This window comes from Bacteroidota bacterium (assembly GCA_030706565.1).
In the GTDB taxonomy this organism is placed as follows: domain Bacteria; phylum Bacteroidota; class Bacteroidia; order Bacteroidales; family JAUZOH01; genus JAUZOH01.
Map to the genome: position 1 here is coordinate 1 of JAUZOH010000011.1, position 26,211 is coordinate 26,211.

A 26,211-nucleotide genomic window follows, 5' to 3' on the forward strand; every position below is an offset into this window, starting at 1 on the left:
ATATTGGCATACATTTCTTCAACAGAAGAAGAAATTTCTTCAGTTGCTGAAGCCTGTTGTCTGGAACCTTCGGACATTTCATTTGCACTGTCTTTAAAAAGCTGACTGGACTGGGCTATTGTTTCAGCACTGACTGCAACCTGCGAAATTATTGAATGGAAATTTTGGCTCACTTTATTTAGCGCTTCAGCCAAATCGCCAACTTCATCCTGCCTGTCTACTTCGATTTTTTGAGTAAGGTCGCCATCGGCAAGTATTCCGGCAACTTCTATTCCTTTTTTGATGGGTAAGGTAATGGAGGTGGTCAATATTTTACCCAGCACTATACCCAATATGATAATTCCAATCATTGATAAAAGAAGCGTAATTCTTTCTATCCAGACAGTATTATTGGTATTTTCTGCCATTTCAATGACCTTATCAAGGCCAACATCAGAAACCCCGTTTACATTCCACTTGATATTCCCTGATAGTTCGTCGTTTTTAAGTTCCATCTGTTTGGCCTTTGGGAAACCATCCACGAAAATTTTTGCTGCTGCTGAAAATGCCACAACAGAGGAATCCCCAATATTTGTACTTTTACTCCCTCCTAAACTGGCAACTTCACCTTTTATGTTTTCCAGCAAAACAGGTTTTTTCTGGCTAATAGACTGATAAATGGTAGCAGCAATTTTATTAAGTTCGCCATTACCCGAGCGACGAACCATTGGCATTGAATGATTCATGATTTCCACCATTGCCGAATTTTGCCTGACTACATTTTCGTAAGCTGTCAATTGATTGGCAAATTCTGTGGTTTGAGTCTGTAAGGCCGTAAAATCATCGTGGTTCTGGGCAAGTTCTTTAGAGTTTTCGGATAGTTTTACTAATATGTTCAGCGAACTTTTAAAACGATCCAGTTTTGTTTTGGTTTTATTAAAGTAAAATGCATCCCCTGAATTATTATAGGCTTCCAAAGAGGTCATCACCTCATCCCAACTTTTATTCAGGTGAAAATTTTCATTGATCGTAGGGATATAGTTGTCAGAAAGATTTTTACTCGCATTTTGAATTTTGCTCATAGCAACGAAAGCAATACTGCCAATGATGGCCGCAATAAAAATCATGGCCGAAAAACCTATTCCAATTTTGTATCCAATTTTTAAATCTTTCCATTTCATAGTTTTTGAGGTTTATAATCTGATCAAAGTTTTGTGTAGTTAATTAGTTGCAAAGAACAAAAAAAATATTGAATTTGCTAAGGATACGAGAAATTTGAAAAAAAGTTTTTTAATTAAAGGCCTGAATTACCAGGATTTTTTTGGCTGAAATTATTTTATTATGAATAAATTCGTAGCTATTGGAAAACCGAATTCAAATTTAATACGTAAAATGCTTGAATTATTTGGTATTTTGTTTTTCCATGTGCTCGTTTTATACGTTTAAAACTGACAACTTATAACCTAATGAAATGAAAACAACTGTATTCAAAGCAATTCGGGATTTAATGTTTCTCTTTATTGTAATGATGGCTTTTTCCTGCCAGCAGAGTTCGCAATATAAAATTGGTTTCCTTGAACCCAATATGCAAGCGAAACGATATCAAAAAGAAAAGGAATTCTTTATACAAAAGATGAATGAATTGGGTGGCGAGGCTATTGTAACTGATGCAAATTATGATGAAAAACTTCAATTAACCCAGGCTGAAGCAATGATAAAAGAGGGCGTAAAAGTTCTGGTTGTAAATGCTGTTAATGTCAACACCGCCGCCCAGATTGTCCGCGAAGCCCATAATGCTCATATTAAGGTGATTGCTTATGACCGGTTGATAAGAAATGCTGATGTCGATTATTACCTTTCCTTTGATAATGTGAAGGTGGGTAAACTGATGGCTGAATATGTGGTCAGAGAAAAACCTGAAGGGAATTATATCTTGTTTGGCGGGGATAAAAGTGACAACAATGCCGTCCTGGTAAAGAAAGGGCAGATGGAAGTGCTCGAACCTTATATAAAATCAGGGAAAATTGTGATTACCTATAATATTTTCATAGAAGACTGGAGCGGTGTTAATGCGGCTCAGGAAATGAAAAAATACCTGGATTTATCCGGGAAAATTCCAGATGTAATCCTTACTTCTTATGATGGTTTGGCTACTGAAACGATCAAAGTTCTGGATACTTATCATTTGGCAGGTAAGATTTTGTTGACCGGTCAGGATGCTGAATTAGATGCCTGCCGGAATATAGTCCGGGGAAAACAGGCAATGACCGTATTTAAACCTTTCAGAACACAGGTTAATGCTGCTGCATCCCTGGCAATGAAATGCGCACAGAATAAGGAAATTTCAGAAGCAGCATCAACTATCAATAACGGAAAAGCCAATGTCCCTGCAATTTTGCTGGAACCAATTGCTGTGGATAAAAACAATATCAGAAATACCATAATTGCTGATAAATATTATACGGAAGCTGAGATTTATCAATAGATGTAATTCCTGAATATTACTTAATTTAGCTGATAACCGTCAGAACAAGTTGACGGTTTCCTCCATGGTTTCTGAATTCGCACAAATAAATTCCCTGCCAGATTCCTAAATTTAAACGGTGATTTGAAACAGGGATATTAATGGATTGGCCAAAGATTGAGGATTTTAAATGTGCCGGCATATCATCGCTCCCTTCAAGGGTATGGGAGAAAAAAGAAGTATATTCCGGTATCATCTGGTTTGTAAAAGATTCAAAGTCAGTTCTTACAGAAGGATCGGCATTCTCATTAATTGCCAAGGCTGCAGAGGTATGTTTGATAAATATATTTAACAGGCCCTGTTCGGGAAGTTCTTCCAGCGTTTTTTCAATACTGTCCGTGATTAAATGAAATCCACGCCTGTATTCGGGAAGGGTGAGTCCGTACTGCTTTGTCATTCCTTTGTTTTTTTAATTTGTTTATATTTCAAAATGAAACTATTTGATTTCTTTGCAAAGTTAACTATGTTTATGTGGATATTAAATTGAATTTAAAACTGAATTTATTAACTATTTAAAACAGTCAGCAGATTTAGGGCAGTGCTGGAAGCCTGTGAGATTGAAAAATCATCTGCTAACAAAATAATATTTATGAAAATAAATCTTTGAATTAACAATAAAATAACACCTTGTCTTGTTTTTTTAAAATAGGGTCAATTGTTTTTTTTTGAATGTCTGCATTTAAACATATTTTATTGATTGTTGTTCTGGCGGTTTTCCGCGTGAATGTTGGCTATGGCCAGCATACGGCATTGATCTTTGGGACTATCACAGATATTAATCATCAACCCCTGTCATCTGTTACTGTTAAAATTGAAGGAGAAATAGCAGGTACAACAACTGACAGAAACGGGAGTTTCCGGTTGTTGGTTCCAGATTTGCGGCCTGTGATAGTGGTGTTTTCATGTGTAGGGTACAGGACCGAAAAATTAAAGCTATTTCTTAATCCTAATTCCCGTTTGATGCTTAATTTTTCATTGAGTGTGGCGGAGAAAACTCTAGATGAAGTGCTGATTTCCGGACATAATGACCCGGCCGGCAATTGGGTAAGAGTCGGTACCAAGTCATTCGATCTTATTCCCAATCCTAGCGGAAATATAGAGGAATTATTGAAGACGATGCCGGGTGTTGCCTCAAACAACGAATTAAGTTCACAATATTCAGTTCGTGGAGGTAATTTTGATGAAAATCTTGTTTATGTGAATGATGTAGAGGTCTACCGGCCTTACCTGGTACATTCGGGTCAGCAGGAAGGGTTGAGTTTCGTCAATTCGGATATGGTTTCGTCGGTTAAATTCTCTGCCGGCGGTTTTGATGCCAGTTATGGAGATAAAATGTCTTCGGTTCTGGATGTAAATTATAAAAGGCCTACAGCCTTTGGAGGTTCCGTACTGGCAGGGTTGCTTGGAGGAGCCGTGCATCTGGAGGGATTGACAAAAAACAACAGATTATCCTACAATATAGGACTGAGGTATAAATCCAATCAATACCTTTTGAATAGCCTTCCTGTACAGGGGGATTATAAACCTTCTTTTTCAGATTTTCAGACATTTTTAACCTATAGGTTTTCCAGATCTTTTAATCTTGAATTTTTAGGAAATTATTCTGGAAATACTTATCATTTTATCCCTCAGTCCAGAAATACAACTTTTGGTACCTATTTAAATCCCCTGAACCTCAAAATGTACTATGATGGACAGGAAATAGACAATTATAATCTGGCCATGGGTGCCCTAACTGCAAATTATCATCCTGACAAAAGAATTTTTCTGAAATTTATTCTCTCTGCAAATTCTTCGAATGAAAAAGAGTCCTATGATGTCCAGGCTCAATATTGGTTGAATGAGCTGGATAATACTTCAGGTTCTATTACTTATGGCGACAGTACGATGAACCTCGGAATGGGATCATTTCTCACTCATGCCCGTAACCGTTTTAATTTGCATTTCCTGTCTTTTTCTCAATTGGGAAGTTTCGGGAGAAGCGGGAATATGATCAAATGGGGATTCAGATGTCAATCGGAGCGGGTAAATGATAAAATGAATGAGTGGGAAATGGTTGATTCTGCGGGTTATTCGTTACCTTATGACGGGAATTTGCTGGTACTGGAAAGGTCGGTGAAGGCTGATAATACTTATCATACAATCCGAACGTCAGGGTATGTTCTTCATAATCTGTGGCTTAAGGTTGGAGATGCAAAAATTGTGACCAACATCGGATTAAGGGCATCCTACTGGGATTTTAATCATGAATTTTTGCTTTCGCCCCGTGCAGCAATAAGTATCGTTCCAAAATGGGAGAGACAAGTATTATTCCGCTTTTCTTCCGGTTGTTATTTCCAGCCTCCATATTACAGGGAATTAAGAAACCGGAATGGTGAGGTGAATTATAACATTAAAGCTCAAAGGTCCGTTCATTTCTTAGCCGGTTGTGATTATTATTTAAAAATAAACGAACGTCCCTTTATTCTGACTGCTGAAGCTTATTATAAAAAGCTGAGTATGCTAATTCCTTATACGACAGATAATTTGCGTACAGAGTACAGTGCCTTAAACAATGCTACAGGTTATACCACTGGCTTGGATTTGCGTTTGTACGGGGAATTTGTTGAAGGGGTCGAATCCTGGGCCAGCCTTTCGCTGATGCGGTCTATGGAAGACATCAAAGGTGATTATTATATGGATGCTACGGGACATAAAGTAGATATTGGAAGTTACCCGCGCCCTACAGATCAATTATTGAATTTGAGTATGTTTTTTCAGGACTATCTGCCGGATAATCCTTCTTTTAAAGTATTCCTTACACTATTTTTCGGATCCCCTCTTCCTTCGACCAATCCTACCTCTGACCGCTACGATCAGATATTCCGCATGCCCTCTTATAAAAGAGTGGATATAGGTTTTTCAAAGATGGTTACTGATGAAAATAGCCGGAACAAAGGAATAACCCTGTTTAAAGCAATTAAAAGTATTTGGTTGAGCGCCGAAATATTTAACCTGTTGGGGGTTAACAATACGGTTTCCAACATGTGGATAAAGGCCGTTTCAAATCAACAGGGTATTTCGGGTGAATATGCCGTTCCAAACTATTTAACTTCCAGGCGCCTCAATTTAAAAGTTCAAATCAAATTCTAATCTTCCATTTCATAGGCAAAACCTATGAAACCTCCGTTTACCACTTTATTGTTGAATAAGTAATGTTTGAACTGCCATTTTTTGTTCTCTTTTAATCCGGTTGAGTTAAAGGTGATACAAACATCTTCGCCGTTGCTATTGTGTATTTGGTCTGCAGATTGCGGGTAGATCTCGAAAATATTTTTGCCCAGTATATCTTTTTCTGTCAGGGACATTCGTGTAAGTCCGGCCCCTCTAAATTCTACGAATTTTCCTTGTGGATCGACTTCATAAAAGATAAGCGGTATATTTTTGCTGAGTAAATCCACCATTTTTTTCTGTTGCTCAGCCAAAAGTTCCATTTTCATCAGTTTGGTAATATTCCGTGAAATGCCGAAAGTACCAACTGTATCATTTTTCTCGTTAAGCAAGGGCATTTTGGTCGTTGAAACCCAGGAAAGGGAACCGTCAGTCCATGTTTCTTTTTCGATGACGTCAATCAAGGGTTTCCCGGTTTTTATGATCTTTTGTTCATCATCATAAGCCCGCTGTGCATGCTCTTTAGCGAAGAAGTCAAAATCAGATTTGCCAATCAGAATATTGGGATTTTCAGTATTGAATTTGTCCATCATTGCCTTGGAAACAAGAATAAACCGGCTCATCTCATCCTTAAAATAAATACTGTCGGGGATATTGTTCATCAAGGCATCCATCAAATATTTTTCTTTGTTGAGCTCATTTTGTGCTTTGACCAGTACTTCGTTTTTCCTGGAAAGTTCGATTTCCATATTTTTTATTTCGGTCACATCTATCTGGATACTGAGAATTCCGTTTTGTTTCAGATTGGCAATATAGAATGGCATTCTGGTAGTCTGCATAAAATGAACCGTTCCGTCCTGGTTTTTTTCTTCCTGTAAATAAAATTGAGGGCCTTTTTCGAGAATTTCCCTGTCCTTTTCAAAGTACTTCGTTGCTATTTCCTGAGGATAGATATCGAAATTGTTTTTACCTATAAGGGCATCCACCTTTTTATTAAATACCTTGGCAAAGGCTGAATTGAGGATAACCAGTTTCCCGCTTGCATCTTTCAGGACGATACGTCCGGGGATTTTATCTATGATGTCGAACAACAGCTTGCGGTTTTCTTCCATAGCCTGCATCATTGACTTTGTTTTTTCATTCTCCTCTTTTTTTATCCTGTCCATTTCCTCCTGTGTCGACTGCAGTTCTTCAAGATTTTGCCTGAGTTCTTCTTCCTGGGCAGTCATTTCTTCAGTTTGTTGCTGGAATTTGGCCAGAAGGATTTGGGTATTGGTGTTGATTTTGACATTTGAAAGAGTGGAAGCAATGTTTTCGCCTAACTTCTCAATGAACTGAACCTGATAGGGTTCCATTGCAATGAACGAGGCGATTTCGATAACCCCGAATACTTTCTTGTCTACTTTTAAAGGGACTAAAAGTAAACATCTTGGATTATCGCCACCTAATCCTGAAGTGATTTCGATATAATCCTCCGGAATTTCTGTCAGGTAAATGGTTTCCGCTTCCTGAACACATCTCCCGATAAGCCCTTCTCCAAGTTCAATACGTTTCTGGTGATACTTTTCCCGGTCATAGGCCAAACAGGCCGTCATTTCAATAAATATATCATTAGGCTCATTGTCATTTATAATGAATAGTCCCCCCTGGTTGGCTTTCAGGTATTTTACCAGATTTTCTATGAGGTCAAAGGAAAGAACCTTTAATTTATCATTGTTTTGGCGTAGAATTTCACTGAATTTGGCAATTCCATTGTTCGCCCAGTTGCGTTTTTGATCCTCGTTGATTCTTTCCTGTTCATGTTTTTGAGCTTCCAGTAAATTGTCCCTCATCTCAAGGAGCGAGGTTCCCAAAGCATCTTTCTCACTCAAAAGCTCATATCGAAATTTAAAATTTCCTTTTCCAATCTCCTTGGCAAATTGCGTAGTGTTGTTTAAACCTTCATGCAGTTTATACACCGACGTTTCAATTTCAGCAAGTATATCATTTTGATGAGTTTTGAGAGGTGAGGGGGTGAAGTCTATATCCCCCAGTGACATCTTTTTTAGAACCAAAGTGATTCTTCCCAATGTTTTGGTTATGTATTCGCTTATGTTCCAGGCAAACAGGATTAGTATGATTAAACCGGCCAAACCAATTAACAGGGTCTGGTTAAAAGCTTTGAATGTTTCTGCTTTTACGGTTTTTTGGGGAATGACAATTCCCAGAGCCCAGTTGAGATCTGTATTTTCAATGTTTACTGGGGCAAATGAATAAAACATTTTTTCACCGGTCTCTTTATTCCGGCCGGAAAACGAATATATTTCGTTTTTACCGATATGGTTCAATATTTTTGAATTGATCCTATCCTCAAAATTTAAGTTTTTTAATGTGGGATTTTGACTGTTACCGTCTGAACAGATAATGTTTTTCCCACTGTTGCTGACCAGAAACGCTGAAGCCCCTTTGGGTATGGATGTATTATGAAACAATTCCTGCAGTTTGCCGAGATTTATATCGCAGGCAACGGCTCCCAGAAATTTATTATGGTCAATGATGGGATAGATGATGCTGGTTTGAATGATTTCATCTTTTTTACTTCCTGAATAAGAGTAGATATAGGGTTCTATGATGGTTTCCTGTTTCTCTTTCCCCGAGGTTAAATAAAAACTCAGGAATTGCCCATTTTTAGATGTATCCAGGTAGTTTTTTCCGGAATATATTTGTCCATTATGTTTATAATAGGCTTCTGCAACATTGGGCTTGTTTGGGGCCTTTGCTTCCCATATTGACCAGACCGCCATCAAGTCGTCATTTTTTTGTAAGGTATTTAACAGGAATTCACCCGGGTTTAAACGTTTTGAAGCCGGAAAGGAACCGTATGTTTCATAAATTTGTCCCAAAGAACGCGTAGTTTCCATATATCTGTTTAGCCTGGAGGTAAATGTAGAGGCTAAGTCCCTGCTAAATGAATTCGAAAAACGGTTTGTGTCTTTTACAGCCATTTTGTATACCGGCAGGCAGATCATTATAAAAGTTGCAATGTATATTGTGAGGATGCAGACAAGTATTTTGGCTTTTATGGATAAATGTATGTTCATGATATTTGTTAATTAGTCTTGGCGAAATTTATAAAATTATTACAACTATTTATGACTACTCCTGCTGTTTTATATCAACTAACTTGTCAGTTTCCTTAGGTTTTTTGCGATTTATTTCATAATATGCATCATATTAAGGAATTGTCCAGGATGAAATTATTCAACTATCATATTTTATCCTTTTTGATTCTATTGTTTATTGCTGTGGAAGGAAACAGCAATTCACTTTCAGAAAAAGGGATCAGGCAGAAGGATACAGGGAGTTCAGTATCCGCTGATTCAACTTGTGATGGTTTATTTGAAAACAGCAAGATTTTTGAAATTAATTTAGAAGTTGATCTGGATTCACTGATTAAGGATGTGGGTGAAAATCCCGTTTATCATAAGGGAATTTTGTCCTATACCGGGGAACATGGCGAAAATGTGAGTTTAAATGTTGAATTATCTACCAGGGGAAAATTCAGGAAAAACCCGCATTATTGCGATTTCCCTCCTCTTAAAATAGTTTTTGATACTGTCCAGACTTTTAAAACTTATTTTGAGCACCTTAATGAACTTAAAATTGTAACCCATTGTCAAACTTTTGATGAACGTTATGAACAGTATCTTTTACAGGAATATCTGATCTATAGGTTGTATGGGTTGATCACCGATATCAGCTATAAAGTCCGTTTGTTGCATATTAATTACATTCCGACCCGGAATAGAAAAGATACTTTAAGCCGTTTTGCTTTTTTTATTGAAGATTTAAAATGCCTGGCCGCCAGAGTCGGAGGGAGAACGATAAAATTAAACTATATCAAAAATTATATTGCTAATTTGAATGCACCTTTCAGGCTTTCTTTGTTCCAATATATGATTTTAAATCAGGATTGGTCGGTAACCTTGCCCCATAATATTTCATTCGTCTGGATTGCTTCACAAAAACTTCCCGTTCCTGTTCCTTTCGATTTTGATTATGCGGGAATCATCAACATTCCTTATGATATTCCCCGTGCTCCTTCCGATACGGATACAATTCCCCGGAGAAAGTATATAGGTATAAACCCTGGAAGAAGAGAACGCCGGGCAGAAGTTGCTTTTTTTGATGGGAAGAAGGAGGATATTTTTGATTTATGCAGGAATTTTCCTTCCCTTAATCAATATTACCGGGAGAAAACCATAAAAAGTATTGATGAATTTTATGAAATCATCCACAACAGGCGAAAATTGAAAAAAGCCCTGCATAATAAAAAATTCTAAGGGATTATTGATTTTAGCAATAAAGATTTCCCCTTATTCCTTATTCAATTTGCTTTTCCTTATGCTGTATGCAAAATAAATAACCAGCCCCACGGCTAACCATACCACAAAGCGCATCCAGTTGGTGATTCCCAGTTCGGTCATCAGGTAAAGATTGATCAGCAATCCGATGACCGGGATTAGGGAATATTTTCGGATTATAGATAGGACTGCCACAATTGCGGCGATAATTATAAAAGACAGCAGAGGGATTTTATGCTGGGTGATGCTCCAGAAGGTTTTACCCTGGGGTATGTCCGTAAAATCAAAAAAACGGATAAAAGCATCATGATTGTATATATACATAATCACAAAACCTGCCACATAGAGTAATGGGATGATCCATGCTGAATTGACATAAGGTATCCTGAACTTACCTTTCATTTGGTTTCCTGAGGCATCCAGATGCAATACTCCGGCGCAGACAAGCACAAAAGCAAAGAGCGTACCGATGCTGGTCAGGTCGGTTACTTCGGTAATGTTCAAAAACAGGGAGGGTACGGCTACAACAATACCGGTAAGTACAGTCGAAAAAGCAGGGGTATGAAATCTGGGATGGATTTTTCCGAAACGTTTGGGCAGCAGTCCGTCACGGCTCATGCTCATCCAGATACGGGGCTGTCCGACCTGGAAAACAAGTAAAACTCCGGTCATTGCTATAATAGCCCCCATGGCAACGATTCCCGATATCCAGGAAAGATGTAATTTTTGAAAAACAAAGGACAGAGGATCACCTACTGATAGTTCCTTATAACTGACCATTCCAGTCAGAACCAGTGAAATCAATATATACAGCAGGGTGCAAATGATTAAGGAATAAATCATAGCCCGTGGCAAATCCCGCTGGGGATTTTTGCATTCTTCGGCAGTGGATGAGATGGCATCGAAACCGATATAAGCGAAAAATACGGCTGATACACTTTTGAGCACTCCCCCCAATCCATTGGGTGCAAAAGGTTTCCAGTTTGATGGCTTTACATAAAATATACCTGCGCCGATAACCATCAGGATGACTATAAGTTTAATAAGCACCATAATGTTCCCTGCAATTTTACTCTCGCGGATGCCCAAGAATACAATAATTGTGACCACCACAACAATGGTAAAGGCAGGTATGTCGGCCACCAGATGGATATTCCCAATAACCGGAGCATCCGTCCAGGCCTTATAGGCATCCTGCATATAAGACGGGAGTTGATTGAAAAGTGCACCCTGATGTAAAAGTTCAAGGGCTGCCTTATGTCCTTTCAGGGCAGAGTAATAATCCATACTCAGAAAATCAGGGAAATGTATGCCGGTATTGCTGAGAAAAGAGGTAAAGTAATCAGACCATGAGATGGCCACGGCAATATTTCCTACTGCATATTCCATCAAAAGGTCCCAACCGATAATCCAGGCTATTATTTCACCCAACGAAGCATAAGCATAAGTATAAGCACTTCCGCTGATGGGAATTGAGGATGCAAAAGCAGCATAGCACATGGCTGAAAAAGCACAGGCTATGGCCGTAAAAACAAACATCAGGCTGACAGCAGGCCCACCGTTAAAACTGGCATTACCGATAGTTCCAAATATCCCTGCTCCAATAATTGCTGCTATTGCCAACGCGGTTAAATCAGTAACCGTCAAATACCTTGACAATGTTGCCTGTCCCTTTTCAGCTTCCTTCGAATCCTTAAAAATCGCCTCAATTGATTTTCTGCGGAAAAGATTTTTAAAGTTCATCCTGGATTTTATTTTTTCCATTATTTCCTTTATCCATTGTTCTCGTTTTTGTATTTCTAGTGCGGGTGCAAATTTATAAATATGACCTTGGTATTACTTAAAATTTTGAAAAGAAAAATGTAATAAAAGTTATATAAGCATTGATCCTTTTTTAGAAGCAAAATTGTGCAATTGGGATGATTATGAAGAAGTTAAATTTTGTAAATATTTTATAACAAGTTTGTAAAAAGAAAGTATTTCAAGACTTTGGATAAAAAAGTAACTTTGAAAATCTGTTTTTTATGATTTTCTCATAGGATTTTTTTTCATCAACTTGTATAAATTACCATATTATTACTATTTTGAAGGACATAAGAATAAAGTAGTTTCGTTCAATAAGTAGGTTGTTAATTGTTTATTTTGCTTTTTTGCTATATTGGGCATTCGAACAGTAGGTTTTAATATATGGTTGTTTTAACCGGCTTATATATCGGAGAAAACAATATAAATGGAAATTACATCCGGAAATAACTTAGAAATTTTATTCAATAAAAATTAGAGTATTTTATGAATCAAAAGAGTTCTGCATTAGCCTTGGGAACTGATAACGTGTGGAAATTGCTTCTACAATATGCTGTTCCGTCAATTATAGCAATGACCGCTTCGTCATTATATAATATAATTGACAGCATATTCATTGGACATGGAGTTGGAGCATTAGCTATCGCAGGATTGGCAATTACTTTTCCGTTGATGAATCTTTCAGCCGCCTTTGGGTCGATGGTTGGAGTAGGCGCATCAGCATTAATGTCATTGCGGTTGGGACAAAAGGATTATTCAACGGCTACTCATATTTTAGGTAATGTTTTAACCCTTAATACAATTTTTGGAATTGGGTATTCCGTTCTGGTTCTTTTATTTCTTGATCCGGTATTGCGCTTTTTTGGTGCCAGCAACGCTACGCTTCCTTATGCCCATGATTATATGTTTATTATTTTGCTGGGTAACGTTGTTACGCACATGTATTTGGGTTTAAATTCCTTATTAAGGGCATCCGGCAGTCCTCAGAAATCCATGTCCCTAATGATTGGTTCGGTCATTATTAATTCCATTTTGGCACCTGTATTTATTTTCGGGTTTAAATGGGGTATCAGGGGGGCTGCCATGGCAACGGTATTTGCACAGATAGCCATGTTGGCATGGCAAATTCAAATTTTTGCTAAAAAATCAAACTTGATTCATTTTCAAAAAGGGACGTTTCAATTAAAACCCAAGATAGTTTCTGATACTATGGCTATTGGCATTTCTCCATTTTTGATGAATTCCGTTTCGTGCGTTATCGTGATTTTTATAAACCAGGAACTTATCCGTTATGGTAGCGATTTGCACGTCGGGGCTTATGGGATAATTAACCGGGTAGCTTTTCTTTTTGCTATGGTGGTGATGGGATTAAACCAGGGAATGCAACCTATTGCGGGTTATAATTTTGGGGCTAACCAAATTGATAGGGTTAATAAGGTTTTAAAATATACCCTTATGCTGGCAACTGTTGTCATGACGTTGGGTTTTTTGCTGAGTGAACTGATTCCGCATGAAGTGGCCTCATTATTTACCGAAGATAAAACATTGACTCAATATGCTGTTGCGGGATTAAGGATTGTATTTATGTTTTGTCCTTTAGTCAGTATCCAGATGGTCACTGCTAATTTCTTTCAAAGTATTGGTATGGCAAAAAAATCCATCTTTATGTCTTTATCCCGTCAATTGATATTTTTGCTGCCTGGCCTTATCCTGTTGCCTCATTTCTATGGAGTGAAAGGTGTTTGGTATAGCCTGCCGGTTGCAGATGCTTTCTCATGTATCGTTGCTTCTTACATGTTAGTGGTAGTATATCGTAAATCTGTAGTTAAACATTAAATAATCATCATGGCTGAAAAGTTTTTTATTACCGTAGGCCGGCAGTTGGGAAGTGGCGGCCGGCAAATAGGGGAGAAGCTGGCTAAGCAGCTTAATATCGCTTTTTATGATAAAGAGTTAATACTTATTGCCTCCCAGAAAAGTGGTCTGGGTAAAGAATTTTTTGAAAAAATAGATGAAAAATCCGGTCATAGTCTTCTTTTTGGCGGAAGCAGTCCATACGGGGTTTATTCTAACGAAATTTATGCTAATTATTATTTGAATAATGAAACTCTTTTTAAAATTCAAAGTGATGTAATCCGGGAATTGGCCGATCAACACTCATGCATTTTTGTGGGCCGCTGTGCCGATTATATTTTAAAAGACCAAGCCCATTGCCTGAACCTTTTTGTTACTGCAAATTTGAATGACAGGATTAAGCGGGTGATGGAAAATGAACAATTAACAGAGAATAAGGCTAAAGCATTAATTGAAAAGACTGATAAAAAACGGGCAAATTATTATAATTATTTCAGTGATAAAGTTTGGGGAGCAGCCAGTTCATATCACCTTTGCATTAATTCATCGGTCTTGGGAATTGATGAAACCGTAAACTTTATTTGTCAGTTTATTAAAAAGCAATTGGAACTGAACGTTAATTAATAAAAAGGGATATTGTTGGTAAAAAAAAGGTAAGGGCCTTTAATTGTCCTTACCTTCTTTTTTAAATTTAAAGTTTTTTGATAAATATTCTGTATCTTTTATAAATACGGCCACCGGCTTTTTCCATTTCCATTCTTATCTTGGTGTTGCTTTCGAGCTCAAGCTGGCTGTCAATGAATTTCATTCCTTTTTTCTGCGCATCTTTAAGCATCTCTATAGCCAGGACAGAATCAATACCTTTGCCTCTGCATTCTTCAGTTATGCCTCCTAAGAGCAGTGTAAGCATCTTGGAGGTTTTTCTTCCCCTTAATATTTTAAAGATGCCAAAGGGCAACAATTTTCCTTTAGCCGCAATGATCGCTTTACTTAAATCGGGCATTCCGACAATAAATGCAAGTAAATTGCCATCATTGTCAGCTATGGCTTTGACAAAATGCGGATCCAACAGAGGCAGATAAATTTTGGCAAAATCATCCATTTCCTCTTCCTCGAATGGAACAAAGGCATAAATATTTTTAAAGGTATCGTTCAGGAGATATAAAATAGGTTTGATATAAGGTCTTATATCTTTCCTTTTTTCGAAATTTAAAATTTGTATGCCATTTTTTTGCATCACCCTTTTATAAATTGCTTTATAAAAATCAGGTATTTCTTCGGGAACAATTATCTTATAGACAACACAATCTTCTTTTTTGCCATATCCTTCCTTTTCCAGCAATTCGGGCATGTATTTGAAGTTACAACTGGTAGAAATACAAAGGGGCTCGTCAAAACCTTCAACCATGAATCCTTCAGGGTCTTTATCAGAAAAGGCAAGAGGACCAACAATATTATCCATGCCTTTTTCCCTGGCCCATTTTTCAACGTATTCAATCAGCGCATGAAAAACTTCAGGATCCTCATAAGTTTCCATGAAGCAAAAACGGCCGTCATTTTCGTGGTGAATTTCATTGTAGCGGCGGTTTATTAGTCCCATGATACGGCCAACCACTTCTCCGTCCTTGTATGCCAATAAGAAAATGGAATCGCAGTAATTGTAAAATTTATTTTTCTTGACATTGAAAAAGTTCCATTCATCCATGTAAATAGGAGGAACCCAATTTTTGTGATCTTTATGTATACGTGCAGGTAAATAAATGAATTGCTTCAATTCTTTTTTGCCTTTTACTTCTTTTATTTCTATAGCCATAGATGGAAATTATATTCAACGATTTTGTTATGATTAAATGACATCTTCTTTATTTTATAATTGTATGAAGATCCCTTTTAACAAACAATTTATTAAATTATTAAACTTTCGCAAGGTATAAATTTTTTACAAAGAAAAGCCCGGTATTTTTAAATGAACCGGGCTTTTCTTTGAGGGGAACGTTATATTTTGCTGATTATTTGTTGTTTATATTATATACCCCAAGCAAATTTCTTTAATATTTTTCACATTTTTTTCCGGAATCTGCCTGTTCTTTCCTTTACCGGGCTGGTCTTTTTCTGACTAATCCACCATGAAGTATTGGGATAATGAATATGAAAAGGCACTTTGATTTCTGTCAGGCGGGATATCACATCGAATAGTAGCGATGATACCAGGATGAACAATGGACAGGAAACTAATCCGCCCAACACATCGACAAGATAGTGTGCCTTTAGGTAAACAGTGGAAAGTGAAAGGATGAGTATGAAGGGCAGGATAGAATAGAAAAGCTTTTTGGAATTGGTGAATGCCAGATATAATAAAATATAGGATATTCCAATGTGTGAGCTTGGAAATGCACCGGTAGGTGCTTCACCCATTTCATGAATAATCTTTATTAGATAACTGAAAAAATATCCCTCTGGCAACGTCGTGTCTTTAGCCGGAAAATAAAACTGCGGGCCTTCTGTGGGAAAAATCGAAAAAATAATATAGAATATGTAAAATGAACTGATGATGACAAAAAGGCTTTTTTCGAACCTGTCCCTGTGTTTTAGGTAAATAACCAGGCAGGTAATGAGAATCAGAGGGAAAAATGAAAAATAACCAAGGTTCATGATTTCGTTGACCCAGGGCTGGGGTAATAATTTTGAAAATGCAATACTTGGCTGGCACCCAAACAGATTGTATTCCCAGTTGCATAAAAGCCAGTCAAAATTGCCATAAAAAATATTATTAAAATAATCAGTTTCATTATAGAAAAATCCCAAAAAAGCCAGGGGATAAAAATTCCTGAAAAAATCTAATAATGGATCATTTTTAAATAGCTGTTTCAGCCAAATTAACGTGAAAATCAGAGCGATGAAACAAAACCTGATCAGAAAATGAATGCTTTTATCCTGAAGCCTGGCACTTCCAAATGTCATGTATAATGCAGTTGCCAGAATATAAATAAGGGTGATGATATCTGTCGGATTAAAAAGATTCCAAAACTTGTTTTCGTTTTTTTGTGGATTCATTATTTTTGATGAGAAATGTTAATAAGAACAAATTTAAAAATTTTTTATAACTTTAAACTATTTCAGGTAAAGGCTGATAATAGTGAAAATGGCGAAAGTGATACTGGCAATTCCATTTATAGTCTGGAATGCAACATTTACCCTCGATAAATCATCAGGTTTTACAATTAAATGCTGGTATAATAGTAGGGAAATAAAGATGAATGAACCAATCCAGTAAAGCAGTCCAAATTCCCCATATATTCCGGCAGCTATAATAAAACCTGTGGTAAAAAGATGCAGTATTGCAGAGAGTACAAGTGTTTTTGATTTGCCTAACCAGGCAGGCATGGATTTTAAACTGACGCTTTGATCGAAACGGTAATCCTGCAAGGAATAAATCATGTCAAACCCGCTTACCCAGAATAAGACTGCCAAAGAATACATGATTGGCAATATCCCGAATTTCCCGCAAACAGAAATATATGCGCCGATAGGAGCAAGGGATAAACCAAGCCCCAATACAAAATGGCACAAGGAGGTATATCTTTTTGCCAGGCTATATCCGAGGATAATTAATAAAGCAACAGGAGCAAGGGCAAAAGTGAGCATATTGATGAACCATGTAGTGAGCATGAAAAGAATTACATTGGCTGAAATGAAAAGCAGGGCAGAACGGGGTGAAATTATTCCCTTAGGTATTTCCCTTGCTGCAGTTCGTGGATTTAGAGAATCTATCTTTCTGTCTGCATAACGGTTAAAAGCCATGGCAGCATTCCGGGCAAAGATCATACAAAGAATAACCAGGATCAGTATATGCCAGCTAAATGGACTACCCCCAATTTTAATGGCAACAAAAAAACCAATCAGGGCAAAGGGCATTGCAAAAATGGTGTGAACGAACTTGACCAGTGACAAATAATCCGATATTTTTTTAATCATTCTTTAGTAATTTATTTCAAAGAAGAAATATATATCATAAAACATGAAAGGCATTGATAAAATTGTGGTGTGTTTGTTAAATTACTCCCTTTATTAAATCCAAAATAACACCTTCTTTAAGCGAATAATCACTTTGAAACAATTGGTTGATATTTAACTTTTTCAGGACAAAAGAGGTAAACAAACTGGCCAGGACGATGTAATCCACCCTGATGGGTTCCAGGTGATGGTAATTCAACCTTTGTTCACGGGTGGATTTGATCAGGGTTTCATATAGCCTGTGGTATTCATCCATACCCAGCTCTTTTGAATTTTCCCTTTCAATTTGTCCATTGGGTTCCGGTTCGTGAAAAATCAGGGAACGAAAAGTATCAAAACTTCCTGATGCTCCGATAAGCACTGATGGATTATATTTTGAAGCAGCTTCAAACAGTAATCCGAGGTTTTGTTCAAAATATTGTTCGATAATTTCTATTTCTTCCGGCTTAATCGGATCGGAAGGATGAAATTTATTCAACAACCGGGCTATACCCAGATTAAAACTGTGTTTCCACAAGATTTCATTCTGGTTGGCAATAATAAATTCATTGCTTCCTCCGCCGATATCAAGGATAATTTCATGTCCATGGTCTATATGTACGGTCTGTTTCACTCCTTTATATATAAATCCTGCTTCCTGGTCACCGCTGATGACATGAATGTCTATATTGAATTTCTGTTTTATAAAAGTTGTGAATTCTTCCTTATTGGCAGCGCTTCTGATGGCGGAGGTGCCCAGGGCATACATTTTTTCTACCTCGAACTTTTTCATGTTTGCAACATGAATATTCATTGCATTTTCTGCCCGTTCGAAAGCATCAGGCAGGATTACATGCTTATTGATGCCGCTTTTCCCCAATTGTACGGCTTGACGGTCAATAAATAGTATATGGTATTTATTTTCATTTTCGACTTCGGCTACCAGCAAATTGAATGTATTGGTGCCCATGTCGACTATTCCTGCACGCATGATTTTTGTTTTATATAACAAGTTTTCCGGCTCAAAGTTAAAAATTAACCTTGAAGGATAATAAAATAAATTTTAGTGGTTTCCAAATGCATATCTGAGAGAGAAAACATTTGAATATAAAGCAATCGATTGGTCGCCTATATCGGTAAGGGCATAGTCTATAGATAGCCGTTTAAGGCAGAGGCCAAGTCCAAGGTTAGGCTGAAAGGTAAGCTGGTTTTTCCCTCCGAAACCAGGTACATGCTGAATATTGCCCACCCCGGCCCTGATAAAAACCAGGTGATTGTATGAAAATTCGACGCCCAGGTGCGGATCCACACAAACCGGATTTGATTGAACAAGTACCGGCCTTTTCCCGTCAAAGGTGATCTCTGCATCCAGTTCCGTTAATGCTTCAATTTTTTTATTAATGGTAAAATCCCTTGAAATACCTAAGATTAATTTTGGAAGGGTGATCTCCACCGAATTTTCGGGTAATTCATTGCCTGTGGTTTCATAAACTTCTTTTAAGTCCTGATTGTCAAATTTCCAGGCATTAAAGGTGGAAGTAATATCCCTGCCCGAAAGTCCAAAATGCCAGTGCTTTTTATCGAACCGGGCACCCAGATCAATGCCGAACCCCCAGGCAGAGGCGAAATTTCCGGTTTTGCGCCGTATTACTTTCACCGTTGTCCCATAGCTAAATCCCGGAATCTGATTTTTCCGTGCATAAGAGAACATGAAAGCATAGTCGGCTGCTGAAAATGATTTGATCAGGTCGTACCGTACATTTCCGTTGGCATCAATCAGTTCGAGGGTATTGGGAATATCATCCACGCCAAATCGAATGGCTGAGAATCCGATGACGGAAGAACTGTCGACTTTCGAACTGAAACCTGCGTAATCAAATTTTGCAATCCCTGCGAAATATTCCGAATGCATCAGGGCAGCCTGCATATCACCGGACTGTCCGGCAAGGCCTGCAGGATTCCAATAACCTGCAGTGACATCTTGCACTGTAGCGACTGTTGAATTGGACATTCCTAAAGCTCTCGCGCCTATACCGACAGACAGGAATTCATTGCTGTATTTCCTGGTTTGTCCGCACAGATTAACCGGAATATATAGCATTGAGAGCGCTAAAAGAAAATGAACAGTTCCTTTTCCCACAGGTTTACTAAATTTTACTGATAAATAAACGAAAAAATTCATTAAATATCATTTTTAATTTACTTTTGTCCAAAACATTTAAAATTATATATGATGAATATAGGGGTTACGGTGAAGAAGAGCCTACCAAATTTTGTCACTATCCTGAGTCTGCTTTCGGGATCTATTGCTACAGTATTGGCGTTCCAGGATAATCTGATTGCTGCGGCCTGCTTCATATTTGCTGCTGCTGTTTTTGATTTCATGGATGGAATGGTAGCCCGTGCGCTAAAAGCATATTCGCCCATGGGCAAAGAATTGGATTCTTTATCCGATGTGATCAGTTTCGGAATGGCACCGGCTGCTATTTTGTTTAGAATTTTGCTGATGTCCTTGGTAAAGCGTGACAGCAGTTTTAATTACGAAACTGCCGATGCCCTTCATTTAGTGATACTTTTCTCTCCTTTTTTAATTACTGCATTTTCGGCCTTACGCCTGGCAAAATTCAATATTGATGAACGTCAGACCAGTTCATTTATCGGTCTGCCAACTCCGGCCAGTGCCATATTTATTGCCTCACTTGCCCTGATATTGATTGGGAAAACTGACAGTTTTCTTCATTCTGTTATATTAAACCTGGGTGTTTTGTTGGGCATCATTGTGGTACTTTGTGCCCTGCTGGTAGCCGAAATCCCTATGTTTTCCCTGAAAATTAAAAGTTTGCGTTTTGCCGACAACCGGCTTAGATATTTTTTCCTGCTGATTGCTGTATTGGCTCTCATATTTTTTAATCTTTATGCTATTCCATTTGTCATCATTTTTTATGTAATCCTGTCAATTATCAATGATATATTCCTATCACATGTAAAATAAATAATACGATGAATTTTATAGCTGAGATTAGCATTATGCCCTTGAAATCCTTACCAGATCCACAGGGAATGCTTATTAGTTCTGAACTTCAAAAATTAGGATTTAGTGATATCCGGAATATAAGGATTGGCAAGCATATTACTCTTGAGATTACCGCTAATTCTAAGGAAGCAGCTATGGAACGGGTGAAGGATTCCTGTAACCTGTTGTTACATAATCCGGTTACTGAAGGATACGAGTATACAATTAAAGAAGTCTGATTTGTCTTATTCGTTCAGTAAGTGGATGGAATGACAGGCCACTATACCTGCGGTTTCAGTTCGCAGCCGGCTTTTACCAAGAGTGATTTCTTTAAACCCGCATTTACGGGCAGTTTCTATTTCTGCCGGGCTAAAATCCCCTTCGGGACCAATCAGGATAAGGGCATTTTTTTTATTGGAATAATCGGTTTTTAAAGCCAACCTGGAACCTTCTTCACAATGTGCAATGTATTTTATGCCGTCGAATGGCTGGTTGACTATATCATTAAACTTGGTCAGGTTATTTAATTTAGGCTTATATGCTTTCAGGGATTGTTTCATGGCCGAGACTATCACTTTTTCCAGGCGTTCATTTTTGATAACTGTTCTTTCGGAATGGTTGCAAAGCAGGGGAGTGATTTCGTCAATGCCGATTTCTGTGGCTTTTTCAAGGAACCATTCAAAACGGTCTATATTTTTAGTCGGGGCAATGGCGATATGCAGGTAAAAGTCGCGTTTTTCATATTCCCTGAATGTTTGGAGAATTTTAACCTGGCAGGCTTTAAGGTTGTTATCGGCAATACTGGCCTGATAAAGGTTACCTTTGCCATCAGTCAGGTATATTACATCATTGGGAACCAGGCGTAAAACCCGGATACAATGCCTGGATTCTTCTTCGTTTAAAATGTAAGTGTCGCCTTGTATATCCGGGGTGTAGAAAAGATTCATTTTATTCAGTTTTAATAAATGTTTTTGAAATGAAAAAAATTGGTTTGTTGTCTGATACGCATTGTTTTATTCATAAAGACCTTTTCGAATTTTTTAAGGATTGCGATGAAATCTGGCATGCAGGTGACATTGGAAATGTAGAAACAGCCCTGGCTTTTGAAAAGTACAAATCTTTCAGGGCAGTGTTTGGTAATATTGACGGTACGGATGTGAGAGCCATGTATCCCCTTCACCAGCATTTTACCTGTGAGCAGGTTGTGGTCTGGATAACACATATTGGCGGTTATCCCGGCAAGTATGCACCCAATGTCAGAAAAGAGATCATCGCTCATCCTCCACAACTTTTTATTTCGGGTCATTCCCATATTCTGAAAGTGATTTATGATAAAAAATTAAAATTACTGCATATTAATCCGGGAGCAGCCGGTAAAACGGGAATGCACCAGGTAATGACAGCCGTCCGGTTTGAGATAAACGGAAATAATATCAGCAATCTCGAAATCATAGAGCTTGGGAAAAGATCTGAATGTTATTGAATTTCAACTGGTTTCTCTTCATTCTCTTCTTCTTTTTTAACAGGTGTAATTTCTTTCTTTTCTTCTGTAGTTTTTATTACAGATTTAACTTCAGTTTTTTTCTGTACCTCTTTTTCCGGCATACCTGCATCTATAGCTTCAACTTTAGGTGTTAACTTTTTATACCGGCTTAAAAACATTCTGAATTTTTCGTCCGATGAAACCAGGTAATTGTAATGTTCCTGATTTCTGGGAACTTTGAGAATGCGGTTATTGGGTTTAATTGAATTGATTGCATTGACAAAGTCTTTATTTGATGAAAGCACCTGCATTACCCCCCTGGTGTAACCAAAATAATACCATCTGCCTGGAGCCATTTCCAGGTAAACATCCATTAAGTCACCACTGCGTTTCCTGGTAATTTCAACCAAGCCATTCACTTCCTTATTGATTTGTATGCCGGCAATACTTGCAATTCCTATCTTGCCGGTTGAAACATACGAATTGGTTTCATCATTCCATTTTAGTTGAAGGGAGGAAAAGAAAAGGGTATGTTTTAGCTCAGGCGGTGTACTTTTATAATTGCCGTATAATCCGAGTTCTGTCTTAAGTTCATCGGCTTTTTTTGTCCCAACCCACCAATTGATCCCTTTCAGGTAATTATTGTTCGACATGTTGAAGGCAGTCAGATTGGGAATACTGTCTATTTCTTTACCCATGATGTTCATGGCTTTGTCGTTGATATAAAAATCCATTCCCGTCATTAAGTTCAGGGTTGTCTCATCCGTGATGAGATTTCTTCGAATCTTCCCGTAGCTGGTCAGTTTCATTTGTCCGAAATTCACTCCAAGTGAAACATCTCCTTCCGAGTAGGCCAAACATCCGTTTCTGTTTATGCTAAGGTAGTTATCCGGTTTTTTGAAGTCCAGGATTTTCTCTTTGGAGGAAATTTCGTATTTATCCGAGTCCTTGTTGTAATGCAGGAATCCATCAGCCGACACCATCTGCTGGTCATTGTAATTTTTCCTGTATGAAAGGAAAGTAGAAAATATGTGAATGGAATCCCTGGCAATGAAAGGCCCTGCATAAATCTTATTATGGTTAATGTTGAGTGGAGAAGATGAAATTGGAATATAGATATTCTTCGGGTCAATTTCAGAATTGAAAGCCAGCCATTGGTCTTTTATGCCCGGGCAGTTCTGAAATATCCTGGCCCCCCCGTCAAAAGTCAGGTTGGCCGCTGCGGCCTTGAGGATCACTTTCCCCTGGTAAGCAAAATAGGGACTGAGCATAAAACTGTCGGGTTCTGCCAATGTGGCTAAAGCTGTAGTTTGCAGTGTGGTGTCTACCGATATGTCTGAAAAATGGATTGTTTCAACTTTCCCGTCTTCCTCGATATAGTCATAATCAGCTTTCCCTGTATATTTTTTCCGGCTGGCAATATCCAGTTCGGCATCATATAATTTATAACGCCTGTTTGTATAGTTGGCTGTGACGCCGGCGTTTTTCAATGTCTGCATTCTGGCATTTTCTTCGATATTCACTTCACCTTTGCTGGGATAAATGATTGCATCGGCAACCCGGATAAGTTTTACGCCAGTGGCATGAATAATATTTTTCTGATAATCATATACTGCCAAAGGAGAAACAAAGGATAGCGAATCCTGTGCTGGATGTGACGAAACATATCTTGGCCCTGTAATGGAGTCATTACCCACAGGCAGTTTCTTATATTTACTAAGGTCTCCTGAACCCAAATCAATTTCTTTGGTGTTCATGTTCCAGATAAACTTGTCAATATAGCTGATATACTTGTTGGCCGGGAATTCTATTCTGGTAATATCTTTTTTGGACAGAAAAGTACCCTTATGAAGTTTAAAATCCACCTCCGATTTTACATCCTGGGTCAGTACCAAAAGATTTTCATTTTTTTCTGATTTCAGGTGAAACTGGGAGGTGTCAGCTTCCGAATTCATTGATTTATATGTAAAAAGTCTTGACTCGATCACTCCATTGGCAATGCTCATTGTCCCCCGGCCCGTTAACCCGCCCGGTTTCAGCTCCAGAGTTCCTTTCATTAGGGCTTCATTATTGAACATGGAATAAGGTGATTTGTCCTGATAAGCGAAAAGCTTGTCATTCTTTGGATACCAGCAAACGCGGTGATTCTTTCCTTCTACTTCCGGATATTCAGTGCCATTTGTATTTTGGGCCATTTTAAAATTGCTGGCTTCAGCGATGGTAGAGTCGGGTAAAAATGTAAAATTCTCGGAGGAAGTTGTGGAAGTCAGGTAGTTTAATTCTCCATTTCCTTTTAAGCCCTGATTGCTCAGATCAATTTTATGATGAAAGATACCTTTGCCTCCATATAAATTTATCCCCTCAGTACCGGTTAACGCAGTGAATCCCAGCGAGGAATCCTTCTGGAATTTTAGTTTGTTTTGAATCGCAGGCAATATCCCTGCTGAGTGGAAAGTGCCGGTAAATGCTATCCCTTCCTTATGGAAATTGTCCATGCTGTCTATCCTAAAAGGATCCAATTCAAAAAAGAAATCATTTCGCTTGTAGGCGCCCTTTTGTATCTGGGGATTATCATAATAAACATAAGATTTTTCCCTGCTTTGGAATATCGGGTAATCTTTATACATTTTGGTTCCCGATTTGTTGTCGGGTTTGTCAATCAGCAATACTCCATTGATATTTTCAATGTTGTTTTTAACTTCTGTTAAGACTTTTTTCCCGTATCCATCCTTTCCGTTAAGCACTCTAAGCCTCATGGAGTCGATGCTTCGTAAATCGATGTCAAAACCTTCATAATTGAATAAGAAATTTTTGCCATTAAAGGTGAAGTTACCTGCGTCTACTTTTCCGTCAAATTCGAAGGCCCGGTTTTTTTTCATGGTAACACGCTGGTATTTCGGTGTAATGACCACATTTTGAGAGTCACTGATAAAGATCAGGGGTATACCCTGAATAACAAGGTCATTGTTTTTTAGATTCAGCCATGAATTGTCAACCGGGATATTGGTGGTGGACACAAACCGCATCACATCATAATCTATTTTTCCGGTGCTGGAATTTACATAGTTGAACAGTCGGGGACGCAGGCTGATACGGTCATTGGCTTCGTCAAACCAGAGATAGCCTTCCACGGCAAGATTAATAACCAGGCGCCTGATATCTTCCAACGATCGCCTCATATAATCGGCAAATGCTTTTACGGGAAATTCTGAAGAATGGTAGCGGTAAGAGAAATTTCTCAAAGCAATTAATGGATTCAGGATATCCATCCCTTGTAACTTATCGAATTTCTGTTGGTCAAAGGCATTGACTGATTCAAAAACTGCCTTACTGATGGTCGTACCTTTCTGCCTGGTAAAATAAACCCTGGTGCTGTCCATTTTCCAAGACATCTGTTCGAAACTCATGTCTATCTTATGGTAGGTGTTTGATGCCGGACTTTGTGAAATAAAGTTCTCTGAATGAGTGACAGATACTTCCCTGTTTTTAACATCATAATTCAGGGTCATTTCCGGGTGTGATATGGAATCTTTTTCAACTTTCAGAATGATTTTTGTCCTGGGCCCTATCATCCTGTCGTTGCGGATAACGAAATATTTGGAAATGGCTTTAAGTCTTTTGGTCGTGTCCTGGAAAAATGTCATGTGGGCAGGTTCCTGGTCGGTTCCCGATCCGATAAGTTTTGCCCCTTCCATGGAAAAGCCTCCTTCATAGTTGATATGCGGATAGATGTTGTTGATTTTGAAATGTTTATTGTAAGATGAAAAGGAAGGGTAAAAGGTTTCACTTGGAGATTTAACGAAACTTACTTTGTCTTCAAATGAACCTAATATAGGGGCATTAAGATAATTCTTGTTAGTAAACCATACTGAATCACAATTATATCCTGTTTTTGTCAGGTCAATTTGATAACGATTAAATTCTGCATAAACGTTGGCAGGATTCATGCCTGCCCTTTCCCAGGACACTTTCCCCTTATTACCTGTCCAGATGTTTTCCATAGGGTAATAGATTCCATTGGTATTGCTGATTATGATGCTGTCCTTGAAAACTTTACAGGTCAGATATA

Annotated in this window: 19 protein-coding genes; 8 read left to right on the forward strand and 11 right to left on the reverse strand. The window is 38.1% G+C overall.

Features of this window, described 5'->3' with window-relative positions:
- Positions 1–1,160: methyl-accepting chemotaxis protein (locus Q8907_01595; protein MDP4272949.1), on the reverse strand; the 1,160-nt coding region annotated here is incomplete at its 3' end.
- A gap of 290 nt (positions 1,161–1,450) precedes the next feature.
- On the opposite strand from Q8907_01595, the gene Q8907_01600 reads away from it, so the two are divergent.
- Positions 1,451–2,464 (forward strand): substrate-binding domain-containing protein, encoded by a 1,014-nt coding sequence (locus Q8907_01600; GenBank protein ID MDP4272950.1) that lies wholly within the window; start codon positions 1,451–1,453, stop codon positions 2,462–2,464.
- Positions 2,465–2,489: 25 nt separating this feature from the next.
- Here Q8907_01600 and Q8907_01605 read toward each other — a convergent pair whose 3' ends face one another.
- Positions 2,490–2,900, reverse strand: a complete 411-nt coding sequence (locus Q8907_01605; protein ID MDP4272951.1) for a secondary thiamine-phosphate synthase enzyme YjbQ — start codon at positions 2,898–2,900, stop codon at positions 2,490–2,492.
- Positions 2,901–3,172: 272 nt separating this feature from the next.
- On the opposite strand from Q8907_01605, the gene Q8907_01610 reads away from it, so the two are divergent.
- Positions 3,173–5,635, forward strand: a complete 2,463-nt coding sequence (locus tag Q8907_01610; protein ID MDP4272952.1) for a TonB-dependent receptor — start codon at positions 3,173–3,175, stop codon at positions 5,633–5,635.
- Here the strand turns inward: Q8907_01610 and Q8907_01615 are convergent.
- Positions 5,632–8,733, reverse strand: a complete 3,102-nt coding sequence (locus Q8907_01615) for a PAS domain-containing protein (GenBank protein ID MDP4272953.1) — start codon at positions 8,731–8,733, stop codon at positions 5,632–5,634. The two genes, Q8907_01610 and Q8907_01615, sit on opposite strands and share 4 nt — an antisense overlap.
- A 123-nt stretch (positions 8,734–8,856) precedes the next feature.
- Between Q8907_01615 and Q8907_01620 the strand changes: the two genes are divergently transcribed.
- Positions 8,857–9,975, forward strand: a complete 1,119-nt coding sequence (locus tag Q8907_01620) for a hypothetical protein (GenBank protein ID MDP4272954.1) — start codon at positions 8,857–8,859, stop codon at positions 9,973–9,975.
- Positions 9,976–10,008: 33 nt separating this feature from the next.
- On the opposite strand, the gene Q8907_01625 is transcribed toward Q8907_01620, so the two are convergent.
- The gene (locus Q8907_01625; GenBank protein MDP4272955.1) at positions 10,009–11,760 is read right to left on the reverse strand and encodes an amino acid permease; all 1,752 of its coding nucleotides are present in this window, start codon (positions 11,758–11,760) and stop codon (positions 10,009–10,011) included.
- Between the two features lie 525 nt (positions 11,761–12,285).
- Between Q8907_01625 and Q8907_01630 the strand changes: the two genes are divergently transcribed.
- On the forward strand, positions 12,286–13,635 hold the full coding sequence (locus Q8907_01630) for an MATE family efflux transporter (GenBank protein MDP4272956.1): 1,350 nt from the start codon (positions 12,286–12,288) through the stop codon (positions 13,633–13,635).
- A gap of 9 nt (positions 13,636–13,644) precedes the next feature.
- The gene (locus Q8907_01635) at positions 13,645–14,277 is read left to right on the forward strand and encodes a cytidylate kinase-like family protein (GenBank protein MDP4272957.1); all 633 of its coding nucleotides are present in this window, start codon (positions 13,645–13,647) and stop codon (positions 14,275–14,277) included.
- A gap of 67 nt (positions 14,278–14,344) precedes the next feature.
- On the opposite strand, the gene Q8907_01640 is transcribed toward Q8907_01635, so the two are convergent.
- The 5 genes from Q8907_01640 to Q8907_01660 all read right to left on the reverse strand — a co-directional run bounded on the left by Q8907_01640 (position 14,345) and on the right by Q8907_01660 (position 19,828).
- Entirely contained in the window at positions 14,345–15,466 is a 1,122-nt protein-coding gene (locus Q8907_01640; GenBank protein ID MDP4272958.1) for a hypothetical protein, read from the reverse strand.
- Between the two features lie 245 nt (positions 15,467–15,711).
- Positions 15,712–16,707, reverse strand: coding sequence for a phosphatase PAP2 family protein (locus tag Q8907_01645; GenBank protein ID MDP4272959.1), 996 nt, complete (start codon positions 16,705–16,707; stop codon positions 15,712–15,714).
- Positions 16,708–16,764: 57 nt separating this feature from the next.
- Positions 16,765–17,628, reverse strand: a complete 864-nt coding sequence (locus tag Q8907_01650; GenBank protein ID MDP4272960.1) for a UbiA-like polyprenyltransferase — start codon at positions 17,626–17,628, stop codon at positions 16,765–16,767.
- Positions 17,629–17,704: 76 nt separating this feature from the next.
- Positions 17,705–18,637, reverse strand: a complete 933-nt coding sequence (locus Q8907_01655; protein MDP4272961.1) for a phosphatase — start codon at positions 18,635–18,637, stop codon at positions 17,705–17,707.
- A 72-nt stretch (positions 18,638–18,709) separates the two neighbouring features.
- Positions 18,710–19,828 (reverse strand): PorV/PorQ family protein, encoded by a 1,119-nt coding sequence (locus Q8907_01660; GenBank protein MDP4272962.1) that lies wholly within the window; start codon positions 19,826–19,828, stop codon positions 18,710–18,712.
- A gap of 48 nt (positions 19,829–19,876) precedes the next feature.
- Here Q8907_01660 and pssA point away from each other — a divergent pair, with 48 nt between their 5' ends.
- Both pssA and purS read left to right on the forward strand, forming a co-directional pair.
- The gene (gene pssA / locus Q8907_01665; GenBank protein ID MDP4272963.1) at positions 19,877–20,638 is read left to right on the forward strand and encodes a CDP-diacylglycerol--serine O-phosphatidyltransferase; all 762 of its coding nucleotides are present in this window, start codon (positions 19,877–19,879) and stop codon (positions 20,636–20,638) included.
- An 8-nt stretch (positions 20,639–20,646) separates the two neighbouring features.
- A complete protein-coding gene (gene purS, locus Q8907_01670) occupies positions 20,647–20,898 on the forward strand; it encodes a phosphoribosylformylglycinamidine synthase subunit PurS (protein MDP4272964.1) in 252 nt (83 codons plus the stop codon).
- Between the two features lie 6 nt (positions 20,899–20,904).
- Here the strand turns inward: purS and Q8907_01675 are convergent, their stop codons facing one another.
- Entirely contained in the window at positions 20,905–21,606 is a 702-nt protein-coding gene (locus Q8907_01675) for a 16S rRNA (uracil(1498)-N(3))-methyltransferase (GenBank protein ID MDP4272965.1), read from the reverse strand.
- A 29-nt stretch (positions 21,607–21,635) separates the two neighbouring features.
- On the opposite strand from Q8907_01675, the gene Q8907_01680 reads away from it, so the two are divergent.
- Positions 21,636–22,142, forward strand: coding sequence for a metallophosphoesterase family protein (locus tag Q8907_01680; GenBank protein MDP4272966.1), 507 nt, complete (start codon positions 21,636–21,638; stop codon positions 22,140–22,142).
- Here the strand turns inward: Q8907_01680 and Q8907_01685 are convergent.
- On the reverse strand, positions 22,136–26,211 hold a 4,076-nt coding region (locus Q8907_01685; GenBank protein MDP4272967.1), incomplete at its 5' end, for a hypothetical protein. The two genes, Q8907_01680 and Q8907_01685, sit on opposite strands and share 7 nt — an antisense overlap.

Coding starts and splice junctions, on each gene's coding strand:
- Q8907_01625 (MDP4272955.1), bottom strand. CDS start 11,760: ATGGAAAAAATAAAATCCAGGATGAACTTTAAAAATCTTTTCCGCAGA.
- Q8907_01600 (MDP4272950.1), top strand. CDS start 1,451: ATGAAAACAACTGTATTCAAAGCAATTCGGGATTTAATGTTTCTCTTT.
- Q8907_01620 (MDP4272954.1), top strand. CDS start 8,857: ATGCATCATATTAAGGAATTGTCCAGGATGAAATTATTCAACTATCAT.
- Q8907_01660 (MDP4272962.1), bottom strand. CDS start 19,828: ATGAATTTTTTCGTTTATTTATCAGTAAAATTTAGTAAACCTGTGGGA.
- pssA (MDP4272963.1), top strand. CDS start 19,877: ATGATGAATATAGGGGTTACGGTGAAGAAGAGCCTACCAAATTTTGTC.
- Q8907_01675 (MDP4272965.1), bottom strand. CDS start 21,606: ATGAATCTTTTCTACACCCCGGATATACAAGGCGACACTTACATTTTA.
- Q8907_01615 (MDP4272953.1), bottom strand. CDS start 8,733: ATGAACATACATTTATCCATAAAAGCCAAAATACTTGTCTGCATCCTC.
- Q8907_01680 (MDP4272966.1), top strand. CDS start 21,636: ATGAAAAAAATTGGTTTGTTGTCTGATACGCATTGTTTTATTCATAAA.
- Q8907_01630 (MDP4272956.1), top strand. CDS start 12,286: ATGAATCAAAAGAGTTCTGCATTAGCCTTGGGAACTGATAACGTGTGG.
- Q8907_01650 (MDP4272960.1), bottom strand. CDS start 17,628: ATGATTAAAAAAATATCGGATTATTTGTCACTGGTCAAGTTCGTTCAC.
- Q8907_01655 (MDP4272961.1), bottom strand. CDS start 18,637: ATGCGTGCAGGAATAGTCGACATGGGCACCAATACATTCAATTTGCTG.
- purS (MDP4272964.1), top strand. CDS start 20,647: ATGAATTTTATAGCTGAGATTAGCATTATGCCCTTGAAATCCTTACCA.
- Q8907_01640 (MDP4272958.1), bottom strand. CDS start 15,466: ATGGCTATAGAAATAAAAGAAGTAAAAGGCAAAAAAGAATTGAAGCAA.
- Q8907_01635 (MDP4272957.1), top strand. CDS start 13,645: ATGGCTGAAAAGTTTTTTATTACCGTAGGCCGGCAGTTGGGAAGTGGC.
- Q8907_01605 (MDP4272951.1), bottom strand. CDS start 2,900: ATGACAAAGCAGTACGGACTCACCCTTCCCGAATACAGGCGTGGATTT.
- Q8907_01645 (MDP4272959.1), bottom strand. CDS start 16,707: ATGAATCCACAAAAAAACGAAAACAAGTTTTGGAATCTTTTTAATCCG.
- Q8907_01610 (MDP4272952.1), top strand. CDS start 3,173: ATGTCTGCATTTAAACATATTTTATTGATTGTTGTTCTGGCGGTTTTC.